Annotated in this window: 21 protein-coding genes; 10 read left to right on the plus strand and 11 right to left on the minus strand. The window is 68.1% G+C overall.

All coding sequences use genetic code 11. From position 1 onward, the window contains the following. Window positions 1-5: 5 nt before the first annotated feature. On the minus strand, window positions 6-701 hold the full coding sequence (locus E3T25_RS15300) for a FadR/GntR family transcriptional regulator (protein ID WP_158250247.1): 696 nt from the start codon (window positions 699-701) through the stop codon (window positions 6-8). A gap of 211 nt (window positions 702-912) precedes the next feature. Between E3T25_RS15300 and E3T25_RS15305 the strand changes: the two genes are divergently transcribed. The 8 genes from E3T25_RS15305 (at window position 913) to E3T25_RS15340 (ending at window position 8,035) form a co-directional block, all read left to right on the plus strand. After that, entirely contained in the window at window positions 913-2,316 is a 1,404-nt protein-coding gene (locus E3T25_RS15305; RefSeq protein ID WP_241973082.1) for a GntP family permease, read from the plus strand. A 1-nt stretch (window position 2,317) separates the two neighbouring features. After that, window positions 2,318-2,902 (plus strand): gluconokinase, encoded by a 585-nt coding sequence (locus E3T25_RS15310; protein ID WP_134375209.1) that lies wholly within the window; start codon window positions 2,318-2,320, stop codon window positions 2,900-2,902. Between the two features lie 79 nt (window positions 2,903-2,981). Beyond that, window positions 2,982-3,257 (plus strand): hypothetical protein, encoded by a 276-nt coding sequence (locus E3T25_RS15315; protein WP_134375211.1) that lies wholly within the window; start codon window positions 2,982-2,984, stop codon window positions 3,255-3,257. Window positions 3,258-3,456: 199 nt separating this feature from the next. Then, a complete protein-coding gene (locus E3T25_RS15320) occupies window positions 3,457-3,981 on the plus strand; it encodes a hypothetical protein (protein ID WP_166786025.1) in 525 nt (174 codons plus the stop codon). A 95-nt stretch (window positions 3,982-4,076) separates the two neighbouring features. Further along, entirely contained in the window at window positions 4,077-4,670 is a 594-nt protein-coding gene (locus tag E3T25_RS15325) for a DUF305 domain-containing protein (RefSeq protein ID WP_134375215.1), read from the plus strand. A 3-nt stretch (window positions 4,671-4,673) separates the two neighbouring features. Further along, window positions 4,674-5,636: a F510_1955 family glycosylhydrolase gene (locus tag E3T25_RS15330; protein WP_134375217.1), complete on the plus strand. Its 963-nt coding sequence runs from the start codon at window positions 4,674-4,676 to the stop codon at window positions 5,634-5,636. A 107-nt stretch (window positions 5,637-5,743) separates the two neighbouring features. Beyond that, a complete protein-coding gene (locus E3T25_RS15335; protein WP_166786026.1) occupies window positions 5,744-6,973 on the plus strand; it encodes an aminotransferase class V-fold PLP-dependent enzyme in 1,230 nt (409 codons plus the stop codon). Between the two features lie 36 nt (window positions 6,974-7,009). Further along, window positions 7,010-8,035: a DsbA family protein gene (locus E3T25_RS15340; RefSeq protein WP_233191368.1), complete on the plus strand. Its 1,026-nt coding sequence runs from the start codon at window positions 7,010-7,012 to the stop codon at window positions 8,033-8,035. A gap of 20 nt (window positions 8,036-8,055) precedes the next feature. On the opposite strand, the gene E3T25_RS15345 is transcribed toward E3T25_RS15340, so the two are convergent. The 10 genes from E3T25_RS15345 to E3T25_RS15385 all read right to left on the minus strand — a co-directional run bounded on the left by E3T25_RS15345 (window position 8,056) and on the right by E3T25_RS15385 (window position 17,163). Continuing rightward, window positions 8,056-8,505, minus strand: a complete 450-nt coding sequence (locus E3T25_RS15345; RefSeq protein WP_104194695.1) for a DUF2269 family protein — start codon at window positions 8,503-8,505, stop codon at window positions 8,056-8,058. Window positions 8,506-8,578: 73 nt separating this feature from the next. Further along, complete coding sequence (locus E3T25_RS15350) at window positions 8,579-9,226, minus strand: hypothetical protein (protein WP_134375221.1); 648 nt, start codon at window positions 9,224-9,226, stop codon at window positions 8,579-8,581. A gap of 13 nt (window positions 9,227-9,239) precedes the next feature. Then, window positions 9,240-10,526: a ferrochelatase gene (locus E3T25_RS15355; RefSeq protein ID WP_241980915.1), complete on the minus strand. Its 1,287-nt coding sequence runs from the start codon at window positions 10,524-10,526 to the stop codon at window positions 9,240-9,242. Between the two features lie 22 nt (window positions 10,527-10,548). Beyond that, a complete protein-coding gene (locus tag E3T25_RS15360; RefSeq protein WP_134375225.1) occupies window positions 10,549-11,736 on the minus strand; it encodes a TIGR04053 family radical SAM/SPASM domain-containing protein in 1,188 nt (395 codons plus the stop codon). Continuing rightward, window positions 11,733-13,163: a protoporphyrinogen oxidase gene (hemG, locus tag E3T25_RS15365; RefSeq protein WP_134375227.1), complete on the minus strand. Its 1,431-nt coding sequence runs from the start codon at window positions 13,161-13,163 to the stop codon at window positions 11,733-11,735. The genes E3T25_RS15360 and hemG overlap by 4 nt, the downstream gene beginning before the upstream one ends. Before the next feature lie 192 nt (window positions 13,164-13,355). After that, a complete protein-coding gene (locus E3T25_RS15370; RefSeq protein ID WP_134375229.1) occupies window positions 13,356-14,771 on the minus strand; it encodes a pyridoxal phosphate-dependent decarboxylase family protein in 1,416 nt (471 codons plus the stop codon). A gap of 468 nt (window positions 14,772-15,239) precedes the next feature. Then, on the minus strand, window positions 15,240-15,470 hold the full coding sequence (locus E3T25_RS15375; RefSeq protein WP_134375231.1) for a DUF7882 family protein: 231 nt from the start codon (window positions 15,468-15,470) through the stop codon (window positions 15,240-15,242). A gap of 12 nt (window positions 15,471-15,482) precedes the next feature. Further along, window positions 15,483-15,722 (minus strand): hypothetical protein, encoded by a 240-nt coding sequence (locus E3T25_RS15380; RefSeq protein WP_134375233.1) that lies wholly within the window; start codon window positions 15,720-15,722, stop codon window positions 15,483-15,485. Between the two features lie 71 nt (window positions 15,723-15,793). Next, window positions 15,794-15,949, minus strand: a complete 156-nt coding sequence (locus E3T25_RS16940; protein ID WP_166786027.1) for a hypothetical protein — start codon at window positions 15,947-15,949, stop codon at window positions 15,794-15,796. Window positions 15,950-16,134: 185 nt separating this feature from the next. Then, entirely contained in the window at window positions 16,135-17,163 is a 1,029-nt protein-coding gene (locus E3T25_RS15385) for an NYN domain-containing protein (RefSeq protein ID WP_134375235.1), read from the minus strand. A 157-nt stretch (window positions 17,164-17,320) separates the two neighbouring features. Between E3T25_RS15385 and E3T25_RS15390 the strand changes: the two genes are divergently transcribed. Both E3T25_RS15390 and ppsA read left to right on the plus strand, forming a co-directional pair. Beyond that, a complete protein-coding gene (locus tag E3T25_RS15390) occupies window positions 17,321-18,139 on the plus strand; it encodes a pyruvate, water dikinase regulatory protein (protein WP_104194700.1) in 819 nt (272 codons plus the stop codon). 162 nt (window positions 18,140-18,301) lie between these two features. After that, on the plus strand, window positions 18,302-20,740 hold the full coding sequence (ppsA, locus tag E3T25_RS15395; RefSeq protein WP_134375237.1) for a phosphoenolpyruvate synthase: 2,439 nt from the start codon (window positions 18,302-18,304) through the stop codon (window positions 20,738-20,740). The last annotated feature ends 23 nt before the right edge of the window (window positions 20,741-20,763 follow it).

A 20,763-nucleotide genomic window follows, 5' to 3' on the forward strand; every position in this document is an offset into this window, starting at 1 on the left:
CAGCCTCAGGCCCCGAGGCCCCGTTCGGCGCGGCCCGATTCCTGGATGAACTCGGTCAGGGTGGCTTCGATCGTGGCATACGACCAGCGGTACGCGGCATCCTCGTCGCGCGCGAACAGCGCCTCGGCCAGCTGGTTGTGCCGGTGGGCCGACGGCGGCGTGTACTCGGTGATGGTGAAGCGCTTCTCCTCCTCGCGCGTGCGGAGGAGCGCCGCGACCGTGCCGGCGAAGTGCCCCATCACGCTGTTGCCGGAGGCGATCAGGATCAGGGAGTGGAACTCGATGTCGGCCTCGAGGAACCCGCGACCGTCGCCGGCAAGATCAGCCGCGACCATGCCCTCGGCTGCCGCCCGCACCGCGTCCAGCTGCTCGGCGGTCATCAGGCGCGCGCTCAGTCGGGCGGCCACAGGCTCGATGCCGAGGCGCAGTTCGAGCATCTCGCGCATCTGGGTGAGATAGTCGGTGCCGCGTCCGCGCCAGTAGATGATCTGCGGGTGCATCAGGTCCCAGGAGGTGCGAGGCAGCACCTGGGTGCCCACCCGCTGCCGCGGCTCGACCATACCCAGCGACTGCAGCACCCGCAGTGCCTCGCGCAGCACGGAGCGAGAAACCGCGAATTCCTCGCTGATCACGTCCAGGTTCAGGATGTCGCCGGTCAGGTATCCGCCGTCGACGATCTGTTGGCCCAGCGAGTTCACCACCCGCGCATGAAGCCCTCGCTCACGCCACACTCCTGCGCCCGCCCCACGGTTCATCTCAGCTTCTCCCTGCGGACTGGCCGCGCGCGTCGTCGCTACGTCGCCCATCGTGATCGTACCGGCGTTGGTCCCGGAGTCGCGATTCGTGTGCCAAACTCAAATATCTGATTAATCAGATTATTGGACGATGAGGTCGCAGTGAAGCAGCCTCGGAATGGAAATTCAGATGATTCTTCCCTACGCGGCTCCGGTGGTTCCGATTGAACCGGCCGGCAGCGACCTCCAGCTCATCCTCGCCGCCCTCGTCGGCGTCGCGGTGATCATCCTGCTCATCACCTGGCTCAAGGTGCATCCGTTCCTCGCCCTCTCGATCGGCGCCGTGGGCGTCGGCGTCGGGGCCGGCCTCGCTCCCGCCGCCGCCGTCACGAGCTTCAGCGCCGGCTTCGGCGCCACCATGGCCGGCGTCGGCATCCTGGTCGGCTTCGGCGCCATGTTCGGCAAGCTGCTGGCCGACTCCGGCGGAGCCGACCGCATCGTCGACTCGCTGGTGACGCGCTCGAGCGCCCGCACCCTGCCGTGGACGATGGCCCTGATCGGCGGGCTGATCGGCCTGCCGATGTTCTTCGAAGTCGGCCTCGTGCTGCTCATCCCGGTGATCATCCTGGTGGCCCGCCGCAGCGGGCTCTCGCTCATCCGCATCGCCATCCCGGCCCTCGCCGGCCTGTCCGTCATGCACGGCCTGGTGCCGCCGCACCCCGGTCCGCTCGTGGCCGTGACCACTCTCGATGCGAACCTCGGGCTCACTCTCGCGATCGGCGTGCTCATCGCCATTCCGACCGTCATCATCGCCGGCCCGATCTTCAGCCGGTTCGCGAGCCGCTGGGTCTCCGTGCCTGTGCCGGCCCTGTTCCTCACCAACGAGGATCAGGGTCTGGGCGAGAACATGCGGCGCCCGAGCTTCCTGATCACCATCTCGGGCATCCTGCTCCCCGTCGTGCTGATGCTCGCCCGATCGATCGCCGACGCGATCGACCCGGGATCCACCTCGCCTCTCAACGCCACGCTCGACTTCCTCGGCACGCCGATGATCGCCCTCGGCATCGCTGTGATCTACGCGATGATCGTCTTCGGTCGCGGTGGCGGCATGGACCGCGCCGGGGTCGCCAGGTCCCTCTCCGACTCCCTCCCGCCGATCGCGGGCATCCTGCTCATCGTGGGTGCGGGCGGCGGGTTCAAGCAGGTGCTCATCGACACCGGCATCGGCACCGTCATCGCCGACGCCGTGGCCGGCAGCAGCGTCTCGGTGCTCGTGCTGGCGTGGTTCGTCGCCGCCCTGATTCGCGTCGCTACCGGGTCGGCCACCGTCGCCACCGTGACGGCCGCCGGCATCCTCGCCCCCGTCGCGGCCAGCCTGGGCAGCACGGATGTCTCGCTGATGGTTCTCGCCATCGGCGCCGGTTCGCTCTTCCTCTCCCACGTCAACGATGCCGGGTTCTGGCTCGTCAAGGAGTATCTCGGCACGACCGTCGGGCAGAATCTGAAGACCTGGACCGTGATGGAATGTCTGATCTCCGTGGTCGGCCTTGCCGGCGTCCTCCTGCTGAATATCGTGATCTAGCATGTTCGAGACTCAGCAGCCCGTGCTTGTGATCATGGGCATCTCCGGATCCGGCAAGTCCACCGTGGCGGGGCTCCTCGCCGGCCAGCTGGGCTGGGATCTCGAGGAGGGCGACGACCTGCATCCCCAGGCGAACATCGACAAGATGTCTGCCGGTCGGCCTTTGAACGACGATGACCGCGCGCCCTGGCTCGACACGGTCTCCTCGTGGATCATCGAGCACACCATGGCGGGGGCGCCGGGAATCATCACCTGCTCGGCGCTCAAGCGCCGTTACCGCGACGTGCTGCGCGAGCACAACGTGATCTTTGTGCACCTGACCGGGTCGACGGACCTGATCGGGCGCCGGCTTGCGACGCGCCTCGACCACTACATGCCGACCTCCCTGCTCGATTCGCAGGTGGCCACACTCGAGGCGCCTGACGCCGACGAGCGCGCGATCTCCATCGACGCCGGCCGCGCTCCGGCCGAGGAGGCCGCCGAGATCGTGCGGCGGCTCGGGCTCACGCCCCGGTCCGGCTCGTCGAGCCTGGGCGCGCGAGAACCGGGCAAGTCCTCGGTGCCGGGGTCGCGAGCGATTTCCTGATCGGGTCTGGCGAGTGTCGGCGGCATGAACTACACTCACAGAATCGAATAGATGTTCGAGAAAATCAAGGGAGCCACGCATGCCTCAGATCATTGACGCAGTCGTCGACGTGGAGCTGTCCATCGACGGCGACCCGCGGGCGTTCATCTGGAACCGGTTCGAACACACCGTCATCGGCCAGCCGCAGGCGATCTTCACCCGCACCCGCTGGTGGGAGAATGCCGGCGGCGTGCCGTCCCGCATCGACACCGAGCTCTGGCGCCTCGATGCCTCGCGCGGCGACGAGGAACAACACCGCTACGACCTGCGCCGCGACACCGACGGGTCGTGGGTGCTCGCGCTCGACTGGGGGTGAGCCCCGGCCCGGGTGTCGCCCCGGACCGAGGCTGCTCCCAGCTGACGCCGATCCGCCCGGTATATCCTGAAAGGGCATCCACGGTGAGCGACAGGCCGACGGAAGCCCAGACCACAGTTCGGACGGAGGCGGCAAGCTGCACACTCGCGCTGCGATCTCGCTCCGTGGTGGACGCCGGGTCTTCCACTCCGCCCTGCTCATGATGGCCGCGCTGCTGCTCTGCCTGCTCGCGGCGCACACGGCCGGAACCGGACACGGGCCGGCGCACGGACCGGGCGGCCTGTCCTCGGCCCCGACCGCTCCGGCTCCCTCATCAACAACAGCGTCAACAACCATGACCACTGCGATGACCGCCGACGCACACTCCGCGGCCGGGCACACCGCATCATCCGCCGCGCCTCTCGCTGCATCCCTCGCTGCATCCCTCCCCGCATCCCTCACCGGCCCGCTGCTTGAGCGCATCGCGCCCGCGACCGCGACCGTGGTCGCCCTGTCCGCCGGCGCACTCGGCAGCGCCGACACCCACGCGATGTCCGGTCTGGCCACCCTCTCGATGACGTGTTCCCTGCTGCTTGTGCTGGTCGGCCTGATTCTGCTGGCACGGCGCCCGTCGGCCTGCCGTCGCCTGCTCGAGGCCAGCAGCTTCATCGTCGGCTCCTTTTGGGAGATTCCGCTGCACCTGCATCGGCCCCGCCTCACCCTGCTCTCCATCAGCCGCATTTAGGCCGAAACCCTCGCCAGCGCACCCCACCGGCCTGCGCGGCCCGGCCGCACCCCGGCCCCCGGTTTCTCACCCTTTTGTCAACGAATGGAACACGAATGCTCCGCACCATCCGCACCTCGCTGATCGCCGCCGCCGCGCTCACCACGGCGCTCACCCTTACCGCCTGCGGCGACCCGACCCCGGCCGCCGACGCCCCGGCCGCCGACGGACCCACCGCCACCGCGTCCGCCAACGCCAACGCCGCGGATGTCGACTTCGCCCAGATGATGATCCCCCACCACGAGCAGGCCGTCGCGATGAGCGACGACTTCCTCGCCAAGCACGGCACCGACCCGCGCGTCGTCGCCCTGGCGACCAAGATCAAGGCCGCGCAGGAGCCCGAGATCACCCAGCTGACCGATTGGCTGGGCGAGTGGGGCGCCGAAACGGGCGGCATGTCCGACATGAACCACGGCACCGACGGCATGATGAGCGAGGCCGACATGATGACGCTCGGCAACGCCTCGGGCGCAGACGCCGACCGGGTGTTCCTCAAGCTGATGATCGCGCACCACGAGGGCGCAATCGCCATGGCGCAGACGCACATCGACGAGGGCAGCAACGCCGACGCCCAGACCCTCTCGGCCACCATCGTCGCGTCGCAATCCGCCGAAATCGCCGTCATGACCGACCTCCTCGCCGCGTACTGACCCATGACGACGTCCAGCAGAACCCTCCGCTTCGGCGGCGCCGCCCTGATCACCGTCGGCCTCGCGGCCGCGCTGGCCGGTTGCGCGCCCACTCCGGCTGCTCCGCCAACCGGCACGTCCGCCCCCACCACGGCGGCTTTTGAACACATTCACGGCCTCGGCGCCGACCCGTCCACCGGCAAGACCTACGCCGGCACGCACCAGGGCGTGTGGCAGATCCCGACCGACCTGCTGCCCGACAGCTACCTGGCCGGCGCGCCGGAGGCCGGGCTCACCCAGCCCACCCCGAGCGATGGCCCGGCCTTCGACGCCATGGGCTTCACGGTGGCCGCGCCGGGCCTGCTGCTGGCCTCCGGGCATCCGGGCTCCGACGAGTCCACGTTGGTGGGCCCCAACGTGGGACTGATCAGCAGCGTGGATGCGGCAGCCACGTGGTCGAACGTCTCTCTCGCCGGCAAGACCGACTTCCACGACCTCGACGCGGTGACCCTGCCGCCGGGAGCCTTGCGCGTCTACGGCTACGACGCCGCCGCCGGCAGGGTCAGCATCAGCGACGACGATGGGGCCACCTGGTCGCCCGGAGCCGCGGTGGCGCTGCGCGACCTCGCCGCCGACCCGGCGACCCCCAACCGGGTCTTCGCGACCACCGAGAACGGCCTCGCCGTGAGCAAGGATGCCGGGCGCACGTTCGCGCTGGTCCCCGGCGCACCGATGCTGTACCTGATCGACGTTCAGGATGCCGCGGCCGGCGGGGGTGTCGTCGGCATCGACCCGGAGGGCGTGCTCTGGCACGAGGAGGCCGGAAGCGGAACCTGGACCCGCGGAGGACAGACCGACGGCAGCCCGGAGGCCTTCGGCTTCGTCGGCGGGAGCGTGCCCTGGCTCCTCGCCGCCGACCGACGCGGGGTCGTCGCGAGCGACGACTTCGGTCTCACCTGGACCGTGCTCGTTGCGGCCCAGGCCTAGCCCGGTGCGACGGATGAAGCTATGACCACCACGCTCCCAGCCGGTTCCCAGCCGCGCCGGGCAGAACCCGCTGCTCGCCTAGAATGAGCCGGAAAGAATTGAAGGCAATGAAGCACACTGGGTTGTTCCGGCGCACGCCACCGGTTGCGGTCGAAACCGGCCGTCTCGCCGATTTCGCTTACCTCGAACCCGGCGCGGTCTACCTCGACTCCGCCTGTCAGAGCCTCCGGCCGCAGCCGGTCCTCGACGCCCTGACCGAGTACTACACGGAGTACAACGCCTGCGGCGGGCGCGTGAAGTACGCCTGGGGCACCCGCGTCGACCGGGAGGTGCAGGACGCCCGCCGGGCCGTGCTCGAGCTGCTCGGCCTCTCCGGCCGGGGTCACGCGGTCTCCTTCACCCTCAACACGACCTTCGGGCTGAACCTGCTGCTGCAACAGCTGCCGCAGGGCCGGTTCGGGCAGATGGTCACGAGCCACATCGAGCACAATTCGGTCTTCCTGCCCACCATGACGGCGGCGACCCGACTGGGGGTGCCCCGCCTGGTGCTCGACCGGGCCCCCGACGGCGCCCTGGTCTACCGGCCGGCCCAGCTCGAACGCGCGATCGTGGTCGTCAACGTGGCCTCCAACATCGACGGGCGTCTGCTTACCAACCTCACCGACCTGGTGCGCGACACCCACGCCCGCGGCGGCATCGTCATTCTCGACGCCGCCCAGGCCATGGCGCACGAACGCACCCTGCTGGCCAAAACCGAGGCCGACGCGCTCTGCTTCTCCGCCCACAAGATGTACGGCGCCAGCCTCGGCGTGGTCGTCGCCACCCACGAGCTGCTCAGTTCCCTCGAGCTCACCTTCGTGGGCGGCGGCATGGTGGCGGACGTCCGCGAAGACTCCTACGACCTTCTCGCCAACGACCCGGGCGCCCTGCTCGAACCCGGGCTGCAGGCCTGGGGCGAGATCATCGCCCTGCGCCATGCGATCGAGTGGCTGGGACAGGTGCGCCCTGGCGGCCGGCCCGCGGCCGAGCACCTTCAGGGTCTCTCGCAGCGTCTCTTCGAGGGTCTCGGCGACATCCCCGGCCTCACTCTGGTCAACACCGCGGCCAGCCCGGTGATCAGCGCCTACGCCCCGAAACAGGATTCGCACCGGCTCGCCGTGTTCCTCTCCCAGTCCCACATCATGGTGCGCAGCGGCTACTTCTGCGCCCACCACTACCTGAAAGACCAGCTCGGGCTGCCGCCGCTGCTGCGCTTCTCGCTCGGACTGCACTCAACCACGGCCGATGTCGATCAGGCCGCACAGGCCCTCGCGCGCCTGATGAAAGGCCTCTCCTAAGTGTTCTGCATTGCCGCATTCATCGTTCTCGTTCTCATGGGGGCCGTGTCGGCACGATACCGCCGCTACCTAGGCAGGGCGTGGAACTGCACCCTCCGCCGTGTCACGTTCCGCCCCTGCGACACCACCTTCAAGCAGGACATCAAGGACCACCTGCTCGCGCCGCTGGCGGTGCGCCGTCCGAAGCTCGTCGGCCCGGCATCCGTCGCCCTCGAGGTGGTCGCGCTGCTCGTGGTGCTCACCACCGTCTGGAGCGCATACGTCGTCGTCAAGAGCGGTGTGAACCTGTACGTCTACGGCACCTGCAACAAGCAGGATTCCGCATCCTGCAGCCTGGGCGCCGAGGCCTGCTCGATCCCCGACCAGACGCCCACCTTCGGCGAGTCCCTGCTCTCCGGCGACGTGATCGGCGCCTTCGGCAACGACTTCGCCAGCCTCGGCGAGACGTTCTCGGCGATCCCCTCCCGCATGCAGAACTGGGAGGCCGAGGAATACCTGCCCGCCAACGCCAGCTACCTGGGCGTCTACGACGCGAAGAAGGAAACCGCGCTCGAGGTCATCGACCCCGGCTGCACCTACTGCCTGCAGCTGTTCAACAACATCGAGGAGGCCGGGTTCGACGACCGGATGAACCTCACCTACATCGCCTACCCGATCGCCGCCGCCGACGGCTACAAGTTCCAGAACTCGCTGCTCGTCACCCAGTACCTCGAGGCGCTGCGGCTGAACCCTCTCGCCGACGCCGCCACGCCGGTCGACTGGGAGATCCTGCGCCGGATCTACACGGAAGTCGATGACAAGGGCGTTTCCTGGCAGAGCGTGATCAACGGCGCCGAGCCGGCTGTCGCCACCGCGCTGCTGCAGGACTGGTCGGCCGAATTCGGCCTGAGCCAGGAACAGGTCGCCGACGTGGCATCCGTCGCCGCCTCCGACGAGGTCGCGGACATCATCGCCGCGAACACGCGGCTGGTCGAGGAGAGCATCCACACCGTGAAGATCCCGACGATCATCTTCGATGGCCGCCGTCACGACGGCCTGGTCTCGGTGGGCGACCTGGACTAGCCCGGCGAGACTGTGAACGGCTAGACCGGCTTGACCACCATCAGCACGACCACGACCACCAGGAGCAGCGAGACGATGCCCGAGCCCATGGCCACGCGCGAGTAACCGGCGACCTTGGCGCCGGCGACCCGGGTACCGCTGGCGGACTGCTCGGCGAGGAGCTCTGAGACCGACTTCATGGCCGGAACCACCAGGAACAGGCTGAGTACGAGGGCCACCGCGTAGAGCACGATCGACAGCCAGATCCAGGTCGACGCAAGGGAGGCGTTGTCCCTGAAGCCCACCGCGCCGAAACCGAGGAACACCACCAGCAGCGACAGCAGAGTGAAGAGATTGGTGGACTTCGCCAGTGAGGCCACCTGGCCGGCTTCCCCGGCACGCATGGAGCGCATGGCGGTCATGGGGAGGATGGCCATGGGCCCGACGATGAAGACGCCGGAGACAATGTGCAGGGTGTTGAGGGGTTCCATTTTTCCAGCGTAGGCCCCCGCCGTCCGCTCGCCGGTGCACCGACACGTTTGAGGGGTTGGCGGCCCGCACCTCTCACGGCTGTCGTTTTGAGGCCCGCACCTCGGGGTGGTCGTCGGGCAGGGCGTGCCGGGAGCCGGCGCGCAGCAGCAGGAGGTTCTTCCGCTCCCAGTCGAGCACGGCCTGCCGCTGCGGATCGATCGCCCGACCTTCCGCGCAAGCCGCGGCGGCGCGCCCGCAGACGCAGGCCAGCGGCATGCCCTCCACGGCGTGGTGCAGCTGCCCGATCCGCCAGAGCACGGCCATAGCCCAGTCGAGCTGACGGTGCGCGAGCTCGGTCTTCCGCTCGGCGCGCCGCACCAGGTCACTCTCGAGGAGCGCGCGCACCCCGGCGCTCTTCGTGCGGTCGGACTCGCCGGCCACGACGCCGCGCAGCTCCACCACCTGGGCCGTGAGCCCGTCGATCACCGCCTGCTGCTCGGCATCCGCCCCCGCCGACTTCTCGGTGAACTGCCGGTGGTTCTCCTGCTGGTCGGCGTATTGCCCGACCCACAGCTTGATGTGCTCCGCGTCCCGGCGGGTGGCCTTTTCCGCCCCCAGGTGGTGCAGGCAGGATGCGCAGACCACCTGGTCGGTCGCCGAGGTGAACGTGAACGGCTGCAGCGACTGGCAGCAGAAGCACTGCGCCCGGATGGCCACATACAACGGATACGGGTGGGTCACGGTTGGTCCTTCGTTAGCCTTCTTGAGCCCTATCGCCGAGCGTACCCAATCGGTGGGAGGCCGGGGTCACCCGCGGATGGCGGCCATCCGTTCGGCCAGTTGCGCGGGCGTCAGCGGTGCGCCTCCCCCGATAAAGGACCTCCCTGGCCGCGGGATTTCCTGCTGGGGATGAGGGTTCCACCCCCGGCCTCCGGGCCGGCCCCTTTTCGCAGCATCCCACCGGGCACGCATCCGTCCATGGTCCGAGCGCGGTGAGCGCGCAGCGTTCCGGGGTCGTTGCCGGCGTCAGTCGCTCAAGCAACAGGTCGACGAGCCCCGCCACGAACGCCGGGTGCAGGCCGGGGGTCGACACCCGGGTAAACCCCAAGTCGTGCGCGGCGGCAGTGGCCGCCGCCTCCGTGTCGAGGTCCCAGGAGACCTCCATGTGGTCGGAGATGAATCCGATCGGCACCACGACGACGGCCCGCGTGCCGGCCGCGGCGAGCACGACGATGACGTCGTTGACGTCAGGTTCGAGCCAAGGCATTTCGGGCGGACCCGACCGCGACTGGAATGCCAGAGACCAGGCCGGGGTGGCGTCGGCCACTGTGTCGTCGTCCGCCGCCGCTGAAACGGCGGCCATCACCACCTCCGCGACGGCCCGGTGCTGCGCCTCGTAGGCCCCGCCGGCACCGAAGGATCGCTCGCGTGGGCCACTCTGCTCGGCATCCGCCATCGGGATGGAGTGGGTTGTGAAGAGCACGTGAACGTCGTCCGGGGCCAGGCCCTGCCGCGCGAAGTCGGCGAGGGCGGAGCAGACGCCGAGCACGAACGGGGCGACGAAGCCGGGATGGTCGAAGTAGGGGCGAACCGCGTCGATGCGCACGGCGTCGCCGAGCCCGGTGGCGCACCGCGCCTCGGCCAGGTCTTCCCGGTACTGCCGGCAGCTCGAGTAGGAGCTGTACGCGCTCGTCGTGAGCGCGAGCAATCGGGTGTGGCCGGCGTCGACGGCCGCAGTCACGGCGTCTCGCAGGTACGGAGCCCAATTGCGGTTCCCCCAGTACACCGGCACGAAGGTGTCTCGGGCGGCCAGTTCGGTTTGGAGCGCGTCACGGAGCGCCCGGTTTTGGGCGTTGACCGGGCTCACACCACCCGAGGAGCGGTAGTGGGCGGCCACGGTTTCGAGGCGTGCCTCCGGAACTCCGCGGCCCCGGGTGACGTTCCGTAGGAACGGGATGACGTCGTCCTGGCCCTCGGGGCCTCCGAAGCCGAGGAGGACCACGGCGTCGTACCCGGCTGGCTCCGCGGAAGGCGCGGGCACGAGGCCATCCACTGGCTGGGACTCAGGCACCGACGTGGGCGCCGGCCGCGCCGGGCTGGAACGGGCAGGCCGGGTCTTCCCCCAGCGGATCGCCGCTCGACGCGAACGCGCGGGCTCGGGAGCCCCCGCACAGGTCCGCGTACTCACAGCTGCCGCAGCGGCCGGTGAACTCCGTGGCCCGGATCTGTTTGAGTAGCGGGTTGTCCCGATAGATCTCGGCCAGCGGGGTCGTGCACACGTTCCCGAGGCCGAGTGGCAGGAACCCGGCCGGGTAGACCTCGCCGTCGTAGGCCACGAAGACGATGCCCTTGCCGTCGCGGGTCGACGCGGTCTGCGCCCGTGGCAGGCCCGCGGGCGGCCCCATCAGGGCTTCCAGCCTCGCGGACAGGGTGTTGTACGGTGCGCTCATCGGTGCAGGGTCACCGGCGCGTCGGCGGGCGACGATTCGCCGGAAAAAGGGTGCCTCGACCGTGCGCACGATGAAGCCGTGCTGGGAGGCGTCGAAGAGGAAGTGGCAGATGTCTTCGTGCTCCGCTGGGCTGACGGCCTCGGTCGAGACGCCGCGGCCGACCTGGACGAGGAAGAAGACCTCCCAGATAGCGGCGCCGGCGTTCTTGATCAGGGCCGCGACATCTGCGAGCTCGTCGACATTGGCGCGCATGACGGTCGTGTTGACCTGGACGGTCAACCCCGCCGTGGCGAGAGCCCGGATCGCCGCCATGGTGTCGTCGAAGTGGCCCGGGATCCCGCGCACGCCCTCATGGGTCGCGGCGACGGCGCCGTCAAGGCTGATCGACACCGCCTTGACCCCGCTCGCCACGATCCGTTCGATCATCTGCGGAGTGAGACTCGGCGTGACCGACGGGGACAGCGCCGTCGGCAGTCCAAGGCCGGTGGCGTAGTCGACGAGTTCGAACAGGTCAGGGCGCATCAGGCAGTCGCCGCCGGTGAGCACCAGGATCGGGTACGGCCGGCCGAATCCGGCCACCTGGTCAATCAGGTCTTTGCCCGCTGCCGTGGTCAGCTCGCCCGGTAGGGCTTGCATCGTGGCACTGGCCCGGCAGTGTTTGCAGGCAAGCGGGCAGGCGCGGGTGGTTTCCCAGAACACCAGCATCGGGCGCTGCGCGTAGTCCGGGCCCTTTCCACGGCGGGCGGTCGGCAGGGTCGGCAACACGGCGGTCTCGCCGAGGGGGATGCTGAGCCCGCTCATGCGGGCACCTCGCTCGCGGGACGCGCATCGGTCAGAAGCTGCGCGAGCTTGTCGACGGTGCGCTCGGCATCGGCCACGCAGCTGGCCAGCCCGACCCCCCGGTAGGCGGAACCGGTCAGGTAGAGCCCCGGCAGCCGACCCAGAGCCACCTCCGCGGCGGCGAGCCGGCCCTGATGGCCGACGATGTACTGCGGCATCGCCTGCAGCCAGCGCTCGATGTGCTGCTCGGTCGGGCGCCCGGTCAGACCCATGGCCTCGACGAGTTCGGCGTGCACCTGGCTGACCAGGGTGTCCTCATCGAGGTCCATCCAGCGCTGGTCGCGGCGCCTGCCCACCATGCAGCGGATGATCATGGTTGTGTCATCGGCGAGGTGCGGCCACTTGGCGCTGGACCAGGTGCAGCCGACAATGAGTTTGCCTTCCTCCGGCGGCACCAGGAAGCCCGTGCCGACGAGGTTGTGGGCGACGGCGGAGCGCGGATAGGCCAGGCAGATCGTGGCAACATCGACGTAGGGAATACCCGCCAGCGCGGCGGCCAGGTCGGGGGCTTCCTTGCGCACCATGTCCGCCGCAGCGAACGCGGGAGTGGCGAGCACCACCGCGTCGGCCTCGAGCACCGTGCCATCGCTCAGTTTCACCTCATAGCCGGCGGTGCCGCGCGACACGGAGACGACCGCCGTACCGAGGCGCACATCGTCGCCCACGACGTGGACGGCCAGTGCGTCGATCAACCGGGCGAGTCCCCCACGGAGGGTGACGAGGACCGCACCTCCTGCTCCGGCGGGCTTGGGTGGGGCATTCCGGCGTCGGCGCCGCAGTCCGAGGTAGAGGCTGCGATTGCCGCGGGCGAGAGCGTCGATGTCAGGCGCGGTGCTCCGAGCGCTGAGCTCGTCGGCCCTGCCGGCATGCACACCTCCGAGCAGCGGATCGACGAGGCGATCGAACACCTGCCCGCCCATCCTCGGGCGAACGATTTCGGCGATTGTGGGGTCGTCTGGCAATCCCGCCGGGGCCGCCTTCACGAGGTCCAGGGCAGCACGGGCAAGACCGAGCGGCGACAGCAGTCGGGATTTCATCAGGGGCAGCAGCCGATCGGGGATGCCGAAGAGGGTGCCGGCCGGGAGCCGTCGCAGCTTACCGCGCGACCAGATGCGTGCGCCGGACCCGGCGGGGGCCACGACGAGGTCGCTGACCCCGAGATCCTCGATGAGGGCTGCCACCACGGGTGCCCGCACCATCAGCGCGTCAGGTCCGACGTCAACGAGGTGCCCGCCGAATTGCTCAGTGGAGATCTTGCCTCCCAACCGCGCCCCACCCTCAACCAGAGTGAGACGCACCCCGTCGCCAAGCCGGCGGTGCAGGTAGTGTGCTGTCGCCAATCCGCTGATTCCGCCGCCGACGATGACGACCCGTGGTTGAGCGAGCATTCGACATACCTCCAGTTGCCGGTGAATCCGGGGCAACCGGCAACCTGTGGCAATCCTTGTTACTTCGATCCTACGACCGTCGTCTCCAGCGGCCTCTCGCGGGCCGTCGGTGGCGGCCGCCGATCGGAGCACGAATCGCCGCCCGGACCGGGCCCGGGCCAGCCCTGGAATCAGCCCGGACCACGGCCGTATTCATGCCTTCTCATATTCCGTCGGACGGTTGCGCGCGACCGCCGCGCAGGCCCGTTCGACGGCAGCCACGGATGCGGCGACGTCGTCCGCATCCGTCGACCAGTTGCTCACGGAGACCCGCAGCACATCCCGGTCCTGCCAACGCGAACCCGACATCCAGGCGGTTCCCTCCTTGAGTAGTTCTTCCGTCACCCGTCGGGTGCGCTCGTCGTCGCCGAAGCTGACGCAGACCTGGGTGAAGACCACGTCGTTGAGCACCTCGGCGCCGGTGATGCGACCCAGTCCGTCGGCGATGGCCCGGGCGTGATCGGCCAGCCGCTCCACCAGCATCACGGTGCCCGATCGGCCCAGGGAGCGCAGAGCCGCCCAGACCGGAACACCGCGCGCCCGGCGCGACAGCTCGGGCACCTTTTCGTAGGGGTCACCCGGACCGGTCTCGTCGGCGAACAGGTAGCTCGTGTGCACCCCGAAGGTGGACCGCAGCTCGGCGGGCCTGGCCACGATGGCCATGCCACAGTCGTAGGGCACTTGGAGTGTCTTGTGCGCGTCGGTGGCCCAGGAATCGGCGGTGTCGAGGCCTGCCAGCTGCTCGCGGTAGCGCGGGCTCACTGCGGCCCAGAGGCCGAAGGCGCCGTCGACGTGCACCCAGGCACCATGCTGGTGGGCGAGGTCGGTGAGTTCACCGACCGGGTCGAAGGCGCCGGAGTGCACATTGCCGGCCTGAAGGCAGACGATCGCGGGGCCAGTGCCCTGGTTGAGCGCGGCCGCCAGGGCCTCGGGGAGCATGCGGCCCTGGTCGTCGGCCGGGACGACAATGGGGGCGCCGAGTCCCAGGTAGCGCAGGGCCAGGTCAATCACCGCGTGGCGCTCATCGCCCACGTAGACGGCGACGCGGGGCGCCCCGGCCAGACCGGCGATCGCGACGTCCCAGCCGGCGCCGCCGAGCACATGATCGCGTCCGGCCGCCAAACCTACGAAGTTCGCCATGGTGGCCCCGGTGGTGAAGCCCACGTCGGCGCCGTCCGGCAGACCCAGCAGATCGAGGATCCAGCCGCCGGCGGCCTCCTCGGCGGCGGCCGTGGCCGGGGTCGCGAAGCGCATGCCGGCGTTCTGGTCCCACGCGCTGACCAGCCAGTCGGCTGCCAGGGCTGCCGGCAACGTGCCGCCGATCACCCAGCCGAAAAAGCGGCCGGACGTCATCGCCATCAGCCCCGGTTCGGCCAGCCGGGCCAGCTCGTCGATCACCTCCGCCGGGTCCGTCGGCTGCAGCGGCAGCGGCGCTGCGAAGCCCGCGGCGAGGGTGTCGGCGTCGACGCGTGGCCCCACAAGCCGGGTGGGCAGGGAGGAGAGCCAGTCCAGGGCATGGGCTTTCGCTCGCTCCAGGGCCTGACGATAGTCATCCGGGTCAGCAGACATGCCGAGATTTTATGCCCGCCGGGAGACCACCGAAAGAGCGCTGTTTTCCGGGCGCGGGTCGTCGCTGGCGAGGATGACCCATCGGAGGCGATCGCGACCCCCGTCCCGGTTCCGACGGCGATGCCCCCGTCGGCCTGCGTCGGCGAACACGCGGTCGATGCCCGGTTCCGCGGCGACCGGCCGGTTTTGTTCCGACATGGGGGCTCGTCCAGCCGAAATTCAGCCCGTCCGCCGTACCGTGGTCAATGGAGTTCCCCCACTCCAAACGAATCGGCCCCGGCAGATTCCTCGCCTCCCCCCAGGCGCGGTGAAGCCGGGGCTTTTTCGTGGCGGTCTGCGAACTTCCTTGAACAAATCACGGCCGATCGGCTCTCGCGACCGCTCTGAGAATCAGAGTCGCACTTCCCCCGGTTGGGGCGGCTCTGGGGTGACGCGCAGACCGGCGGGTGTGTTCGAGATGCGGACGAGTTACTCCACCCTTGCCCGGTTCAGGAGAGGTTCTTTGCTGCCTTGAAAGTTGAACTGCAACGGGATGGTGGGGTGGATCCAGATGGAGCTGTGGCCGCTGCCAGCCGCCGCCGTGTACTCCCAGGAGAAAGAGAAGCTCTCCCCTCGACGCACCTTGGCGAGGATGACGATCTTGAGCTGCGAGACCCCGATCATCGAACTCGACGATGACAGCGGGATTTCCGTAGACAAATTCGCCCATGATTATTGTCCGAGTCCCACGTCGATGTCGCCCATCATGGCATCGAAGTCCTTCGCTGTTGCCTCTGCGTCCCCGTTTTTTTCCACAGTTCCCTTGCTGCCCACTTCCGGCAGCTGCGGAACGGGAAAACGACGTGCCTCCTCTTCTTCACCGTCGCCGACATCGGCGATATCCCTGGCCCCGAAGCCACGGCGGGTGTTGTTCGGGACGCTCCAGCGCCCTGCACGGAGCAGAAGGCCCATTGCGCGAAGCGTAGGGGGCCTCCTGTACGGACGCCGCGTCAAGGGCAGATCCGGTCCGTGCACCGAGTCAGTTAGCGGCGGTTGTCGCGCTCGTCACGGTCGTAGTTCTCACGGCTTCCCGATTTGGCCGGGCCGCGGCTAATCATGTAACCGATGGTGAGGAGCGTGGCGGACAGCCAGGCGGAGCTGGCCCCGAAACCCTGCCCGTCGTCCCCGTTATCGACCATGGCGGAAGCGATGAACGCGCGACGAGAATCAGCATTCAGGCGATGAATTCGGTCGTCTTGAAAGCAGCCTTCGTCTCGGTCGAAACGCTCACGGGCTCAGATCACACCGCTGTCTGTGTTCGACGGAACCTGGTTCTGACACACCACGCGTTGCTCCTGCTCGGCGCCGGACCGCACGGACCGACTCAGCGTCCGGCGTTCGCCTCCGGGCGCAGACGGATGAGCCGATGCGGGCCATCTTCCTGCAGCTCGGCCACCTCGCTGCGCGAGGAGAGGAAGTCGGTGAAGGAACGGAAGCCGAGCGGTTTTTCGTTGAACGAGGGGTCCATCCGGCGCATCTGGTTCTTTACCGTGCCGGTGTTCAGCCACTCGTCGTCGTCGCCCTTTGCGTGCCCGATCTGCAGGGCACGCACGAGGAGCTCCGACGCGATTGTCTGAGGGTCGATGTCCTCGGCCGGTTCCGGCTCCGGCTCGTCGAATTGCGAACTTGTGGTGTGCGAGAACATCGGGATCGTCGTCAGGGTGCGGGCTTTGACGGGCACCGTCTTGGGTGGCATGGTCGCGGGTTCTGCGGCCTTCCTGCCCGACGGGGGCTTCTGCACGAGCGCCACGGGGGCGGGCGCGGCGGCGGCGACCTTCGCTATGCCGGGGAGAGAGTCATAGTCTTCGAATTCGTCGCACGCAGCCGCGAGGGAGGTGCTGGTCGACCCGGCCACTCCGATGCCCACCACGAAGCGACCGAGACGTTTCGACTTCTGGGCGAGGGCGATGTAATCCGAGTCACCGGCGACGATGATGACGTGGGTGAGGTCGGGCAGCCGGAAGAGGTCTTCGACCACGTCGACGGCAAGACGGATGTCCGCCCCGTTCTTCGTTCCCCGCGTGGTCGTGGTGAAGAGCTGGGTGAGGTCAACCGCTCGGGACATGAGCTGGCGTTGGTAGCTCGCATTCACGGGCACGGACCAGTCGGCGTACGCGCGATTGACAACCAGCGTGCCGAACGACGCGGCGAAATCAATGATCGCGTTGAAGTCGACCGTCGCGGCGTTCAGCTTCGCGGCAACCTCGGGCTCGGCATCCGCGCTCGATCTGTCGAAATTACGGATGCCATCGCGCTGGAAGGCATTTCGTCCGTGTAGTTGCTGATAACGAGAGACGACGATGTTGTCGAAGTCGATGTAGAGGCCGACGCGTGCATCATTCGGTTCAGTCATGGTGGGTTCCTTAGCTACCGGGCGGACGAATCAGTCGCAACCCCAGACTCAAGTCTGCTGCGCACGATGCGACGACGGCAACTCGCGGAATCGACTGCGGCGCTCAGTACGCGCGCACCGATCCGCGCCGAGCCTGCCGGGAGGTACACAATGAGGTATGGCCACTGACGATCCATGCCCGGTTTTCTTTCTCTCGGATAGCACCGGAATCACGGCGGAAACGCTCGGGAGCACCCTCCTGTCCCAGTTCCCCACCGTGGAGTTCGACCGCACGACGATCCCGTTCATCCTGAATGTGGACCAGGCCCAGGCCGTGGTCGACCTGATCGACGCTCTGGTGGAGCGCGGCCAGAAGCCGATCGTATTCTCCACGGCCGTGACCAGCGACATCCGCCGCACCCTCGGCACCTGCACGGCCACCCTGATCGACCTGCTCGGAACCTATCTCGGCGAGCTCGAGGAGACCCTGGCGACGCAGGCCAGCAACGAACCAGGGCGCGCCCACGGCCTCGGCAACGCCGCCCGCTATCAGTCCCGCATGACGGCCGTCGAATACGCGATGGAGCACGATGACGGCCAGAGCCTGCGAGCGCTCGAGAAGGCGCAGCTGATCCTGGTGGCCCCGTCGCGCTGCGGCAAGACCCCCACCACGATGTACCTGGCGCTGCAGCACGGCATCTTCGCGGCGAACTTTCCTCTCGTCGACGAGGACTTCGAGCGGGAGGGTCTCCCCAAGCCACTGCGACCGTTCGTGGACAAGTGCTTCGGGCTCACCACCAATCCCCTGCGCCTGAGCCAGGTGCGCACCCAGCGCCGGGAAGGTTCGCCCTACGCGTCTCTGCGGCAGTGCGGGTTCGAGCTGCGCAGTGCGGAGCGACTCTATGCCTCCCACGGAATCCCATTCCTCAACTCGGCGAGCATGTCCGTGGAGGAGATGTCGGCCATGATTCTGCAGCAAATGAACCTCAAGCGCTGACTCACATTCAAAACGCAGACAAGTGAACATGTCAATCAAGTAAACAAATTGCGCTCAGGCCGGATAGACCTGTCACTATGGGAATAGGTCGCTTATCCATGAGGTGAGCCTCCTCACCTCGTGGCCTCACCTCTGGTCGCACACTGCAAGGGAGCAGAACACATGACGACAGACATCCTCTGGTTTTCCGAAATCGGACTCACGGACCTGGACCGGGTGGGCGGCAAGAACGCTTCCCTGGGCGAAATGGTGCAGAATCTGACGTCGGCCGGCGTCAAGGTGCCCGACGGATTCGCCACCACCGCGGACTCCTACCGCCGGTTCCTGTCCGATTCCGGTTTGGACCAGCGGATCATCGAGCGCCTGCGGGGCCTCGACATCGACGACGTCACCGCGCTGGCAGCGGCCGGCAAGGAAATCCGCGGCCTGATGCGTGACACGCCCTTCCTGCCCGAGTTCGAGTCCCAGATCCGGGCCGCCTACGCGGCCCTGGTCCTGAAGCACGGCGGCTCCGACGACATTTCCTGGGCGGTGCGTTCCAGCGCCACCGCCGAGGACCTTCCGGATGCGTCCTTCGCCGGTCAGCAGGAGACGTTCCTGAATGTGCGCGGAATCGAGAACATCCTGCCGGCCATCAAAGATGTCTTCGCCTCCCTCTACAACGACCGGGCGATCGCCTACCGGGTGCACCACGATTTCGAGCACGCCGAGGTGGCGCTGTCGGCCGGGATCCAGCGCATGGTGCGCTCGGACATCGGCTCCTCCGGGGTCATGTTCACGATGGACACCGAATCCGGCTTCCGCGACGCGGTCTTCATCACCTCCTCCTACGGTCTGGGCGAGGCCGTCGTGCAGGGCGCCGTCAACCCCGACGAGTTCTACGTCTACAAGCCGGCACTCGAGGCCGGCCGTCCCGCCATCCTCAAGCGCACCCTCGGCGAGAAGGCGCTGCAGATGACCTTCACGAAGAACCGTGAAATCGGCCGCACGATCGACTTTGTTCCCGTGGACGTCGACCTGCGCAACCTGTTCAGCATCACCGATGCCGACGTGGAGGAGCTGGCCCGCTACGCCCTCTCGATCGAGGCGCACTACGGACGCCCGATGGACATCGAGTGGGGCAAAGACGGCATCGACGGCGGCATCTACATCCTGCAGGCCCGCCCGGAGACGGTTCAGTCGCGAGCGACCGCGGTGTCCCAGAGCCGGTTCAAGATGAACGAGACCGGTAAGATCCTGGTCGAGGGCCGCGCCATCGGCCAGCGGATCGGCGCCGGAAGCGTGCGCATCCTCTCGTCCATCGACCAGATGGCGAGCTTTGCCACCGGCGACGTGCTCGTCGCGGACATGACCGACCCCGACTGGGAACCGATCATGAAGCGCGCCAGCGCCATCGTGACCAACCGCGGCGGCCGCACCTGCCATGCCGCGATCATCGCCCGCGAACTCGGCATTCCCGCGGTCGTCGGCACCGGGACCGCCACCGACATCCTCTCCGACGGCCTCGAAGTCACGGTGTCCTGCGCCGAGGGTGAGGCGGGCCTGATCTACGAAGGGCTGCTCGACTTCGGCATCGAGGAGACCGCGCTCACCACCCTGCCGCCGGCCCCGGTGAAGGTCATGATGAATGTCGGCACCCCGGAGCAGGCGTTCACGTTCGCCCAGCTGCCCAACCACGGCGTGGGTCTCGCCCGGCTCGAATTCATCATCAACCGTCAGATCGGCATCCACCCCAAGGCCTTGCTCAACCTGGCCGACCAGCCCGCCGACGTGGCCCGCGAGATCAACACCCGCATCGCCGCCTACGGCAATCCGCGCGACTACTACATCAAGCGCCTGGCCGAGGGCGTGTCCACGATCGCGGCCGCCTTCGCGCCGGAGACCGTGATCGTGCGGATGAGCGATTTCAAGTCCAACGAGTACGCCAACCTCATCGGCGGACCGGCCTACGAGCCGCACGAAGAGAACCCGATGCTCGGGTTCCGCGGGGCGTCCCGCTACCTCGAGCCCTCGTTCCGGGACTGCTTCGACCTCGAATGCGAGGCGCTCTCATTCGTGCGAAACGAGATGGGGCTGACCAACGTCAAGCTGATGATCCCCTTCGTGCGCACCCTGGACGAGGCCGCGGGCGTTATTGAACTGCTCGCAGAGAACGGGCTGCGCCGTGGGGAGAACGGCCTTGAGATCGTCATGATGTGCGAGCTGCCGGCCAATGCGCTGCTCGCCGACGAGTTCCTGGACTACTTCGACGGGTTCTCCATCGGCTCCAACGACATGACGCAGCTGGCGCTCGGCCTCGACCGCGACTCGGCGATCGTCGCCGGCGGCTTCGACGAGCGCGACCCGGCCGTGAAGAAACTGCTCAGCATGGCGATCGCGGCCTGCAAGGCCCGCGGCAAGTATGTGGGCATTTGCGGTCAAGGCCCCAGCGACCACCCGGACTTTGCCGAGTGGCTCGTCGCCGAGGGCATCGACTCCGTGTCGCTGAACCCCGACACCGTGGTCGACACCTGGCTGCGGCTCGCCGGCGTGACCGCGGGCAGCAACCACTTCGGCACGGATGACGCCGCCACCGACCCCAAGGATGCCTCGGCCGCCTGATCGGGGGTCGAGCTCGCCGAGCC

It is taken from the genome of Cryobacterium sandaracinum (assembly GCF_004403415.1).
Classification (GTDB): Bacteria; Actinomycetota; Actinomycetes; order Actinomycetales; family Microbacteriaceae; genus Cryobacterium; species Cryobacterium sandaracinum.

What these genes read in the sequence shown, in the direction of transcription:
- E3T25_RS15370 (WP_134375229.1), bottom strand. Translation starts at nt 14,771, where the DNA reads ATGTCTGCTGACCCGGATGACTATCGTCAGGCCCTGGAGCGAGCGAAA.
- ppsA (WP_134375237.1), top strand. Translation starts at nt 18,302, where the DNA reads ATGACGACAGACATCCTCTGGTTTTCCGAAATCGGACTCACGGACCTG.
- E3T25_RS15320 (WP_166786025.1), top strand. Translation starts at nt 3,457, where the DNA reads ATGATGGCCGCGCTGCTGCTCTGCCTGCTCGCGGCGCACACGGCCGGA.
- E3T25_RS15310 (WP_134375209.1), top strand. Translation starts at nt 2,318, where the DNA reads ATGTTCGAGACTCAGCAGCCCGTGCTTGTGATCATGGGCATCTCCGGA.
- hemG (WP_134375227.1), bottom strand. Translation starts at nt 13,163, where the DNA reads ATGCTCGCTCAACCACGGGTCGTCATCGTCGGCGGCGGAATCAGCGGA.
- E3T25_RS15335 (WP_166786026.1), top strand. Translation starts at nt 5,744, where the DNA reads ATGAAGCACACTGGGTTGTTCCGGCGCACGCCACCGGTTGCGGTCGAA.
- E3T25_RS16940 (WP_166786027.1), bottom strand. Translation starts at nt 15,949, where the DNA reads ATGGTCGATAACGGGGACGACGGGCAGGGTTTCGGGGCCAGCTCCGCC.
- E3T25_RS15345 (WP_104194695.1), bottom strand. Translation starts at nt 8,505, where the DNA reads ATGGAACCCCTCAACACCCTGCACATTGTCTCCGGCGTCTTCATCGTC.
- E3T25_RS15390 (WP_104194700.1), top strand. Translation starts at nt 17,321, where the DNA reads ATGGCCACTGACGATCCATGCCCGGTTTTCTTTCTCTCGGATAGCACC.
- E3T25_RS15305 (WP_241973082.1), top strand. Translation starts at nt 913, where the DNA reads ATGGAAATTCAGATGATTCTTCCCTACGCGGCTCCGGTGGTTCCGATT.
- E3T25_RS15325 (WP_134375215.1), top strand. Translation starts at nt 4,077, where the DNA reads ATGCTCCGCACCATCCGCACCTCGCTGATCGCCGCCGCCGCGCTCACC.
- E3T25_RS15360 (WP_134375225.1), bottom strand. Translation starts at nt 11,736, where the DNA reads ATGAGCGGGCTCAGCATCCCCCTCGGCGAGACCGCCGTGTTGCCGACC.
- E3T25_RS15330 (WP_134375217.1), top strand. Translation starts at nt 4,674, where the DNA reads ATGACGACGTCCAGCAGAACCCTCCGCTTCGGCGGCGCCGCCCTGATC.
- E3T25_RS15340 (WP_233191368.1), top strand. Translation starts at nt 7,010, where the DNA reads ATGGGGGCCGTGTCGGCACGATACCGCCGCTACCTAGGCAGGGCGTGG.
- E3T25_RS15385 (WP_134375235.1), bottom strand. Translation starts at nt 17,163, where the DNA reads ATGACTGAACCGAATGATGCACGCGTCGGCCTCTACATCGACTTCGAC.
- E3T25_RS15380 (WP_134375233.1), bottom strand. Translation starts at nt 15,722, where the DNA reads ATGGGCCTTCTGCTCCGTGCAGGGCGCTGGAGCGTCCCGAACAACACC.
- E3T25_RS15315 (WP_134375211.1), top strand. Translation starts at nt 2,982, where the DNA reads ATGCCTCAGATCATTGACGCAGTCGTCGACGTGGAGCTGTCCATCGAC.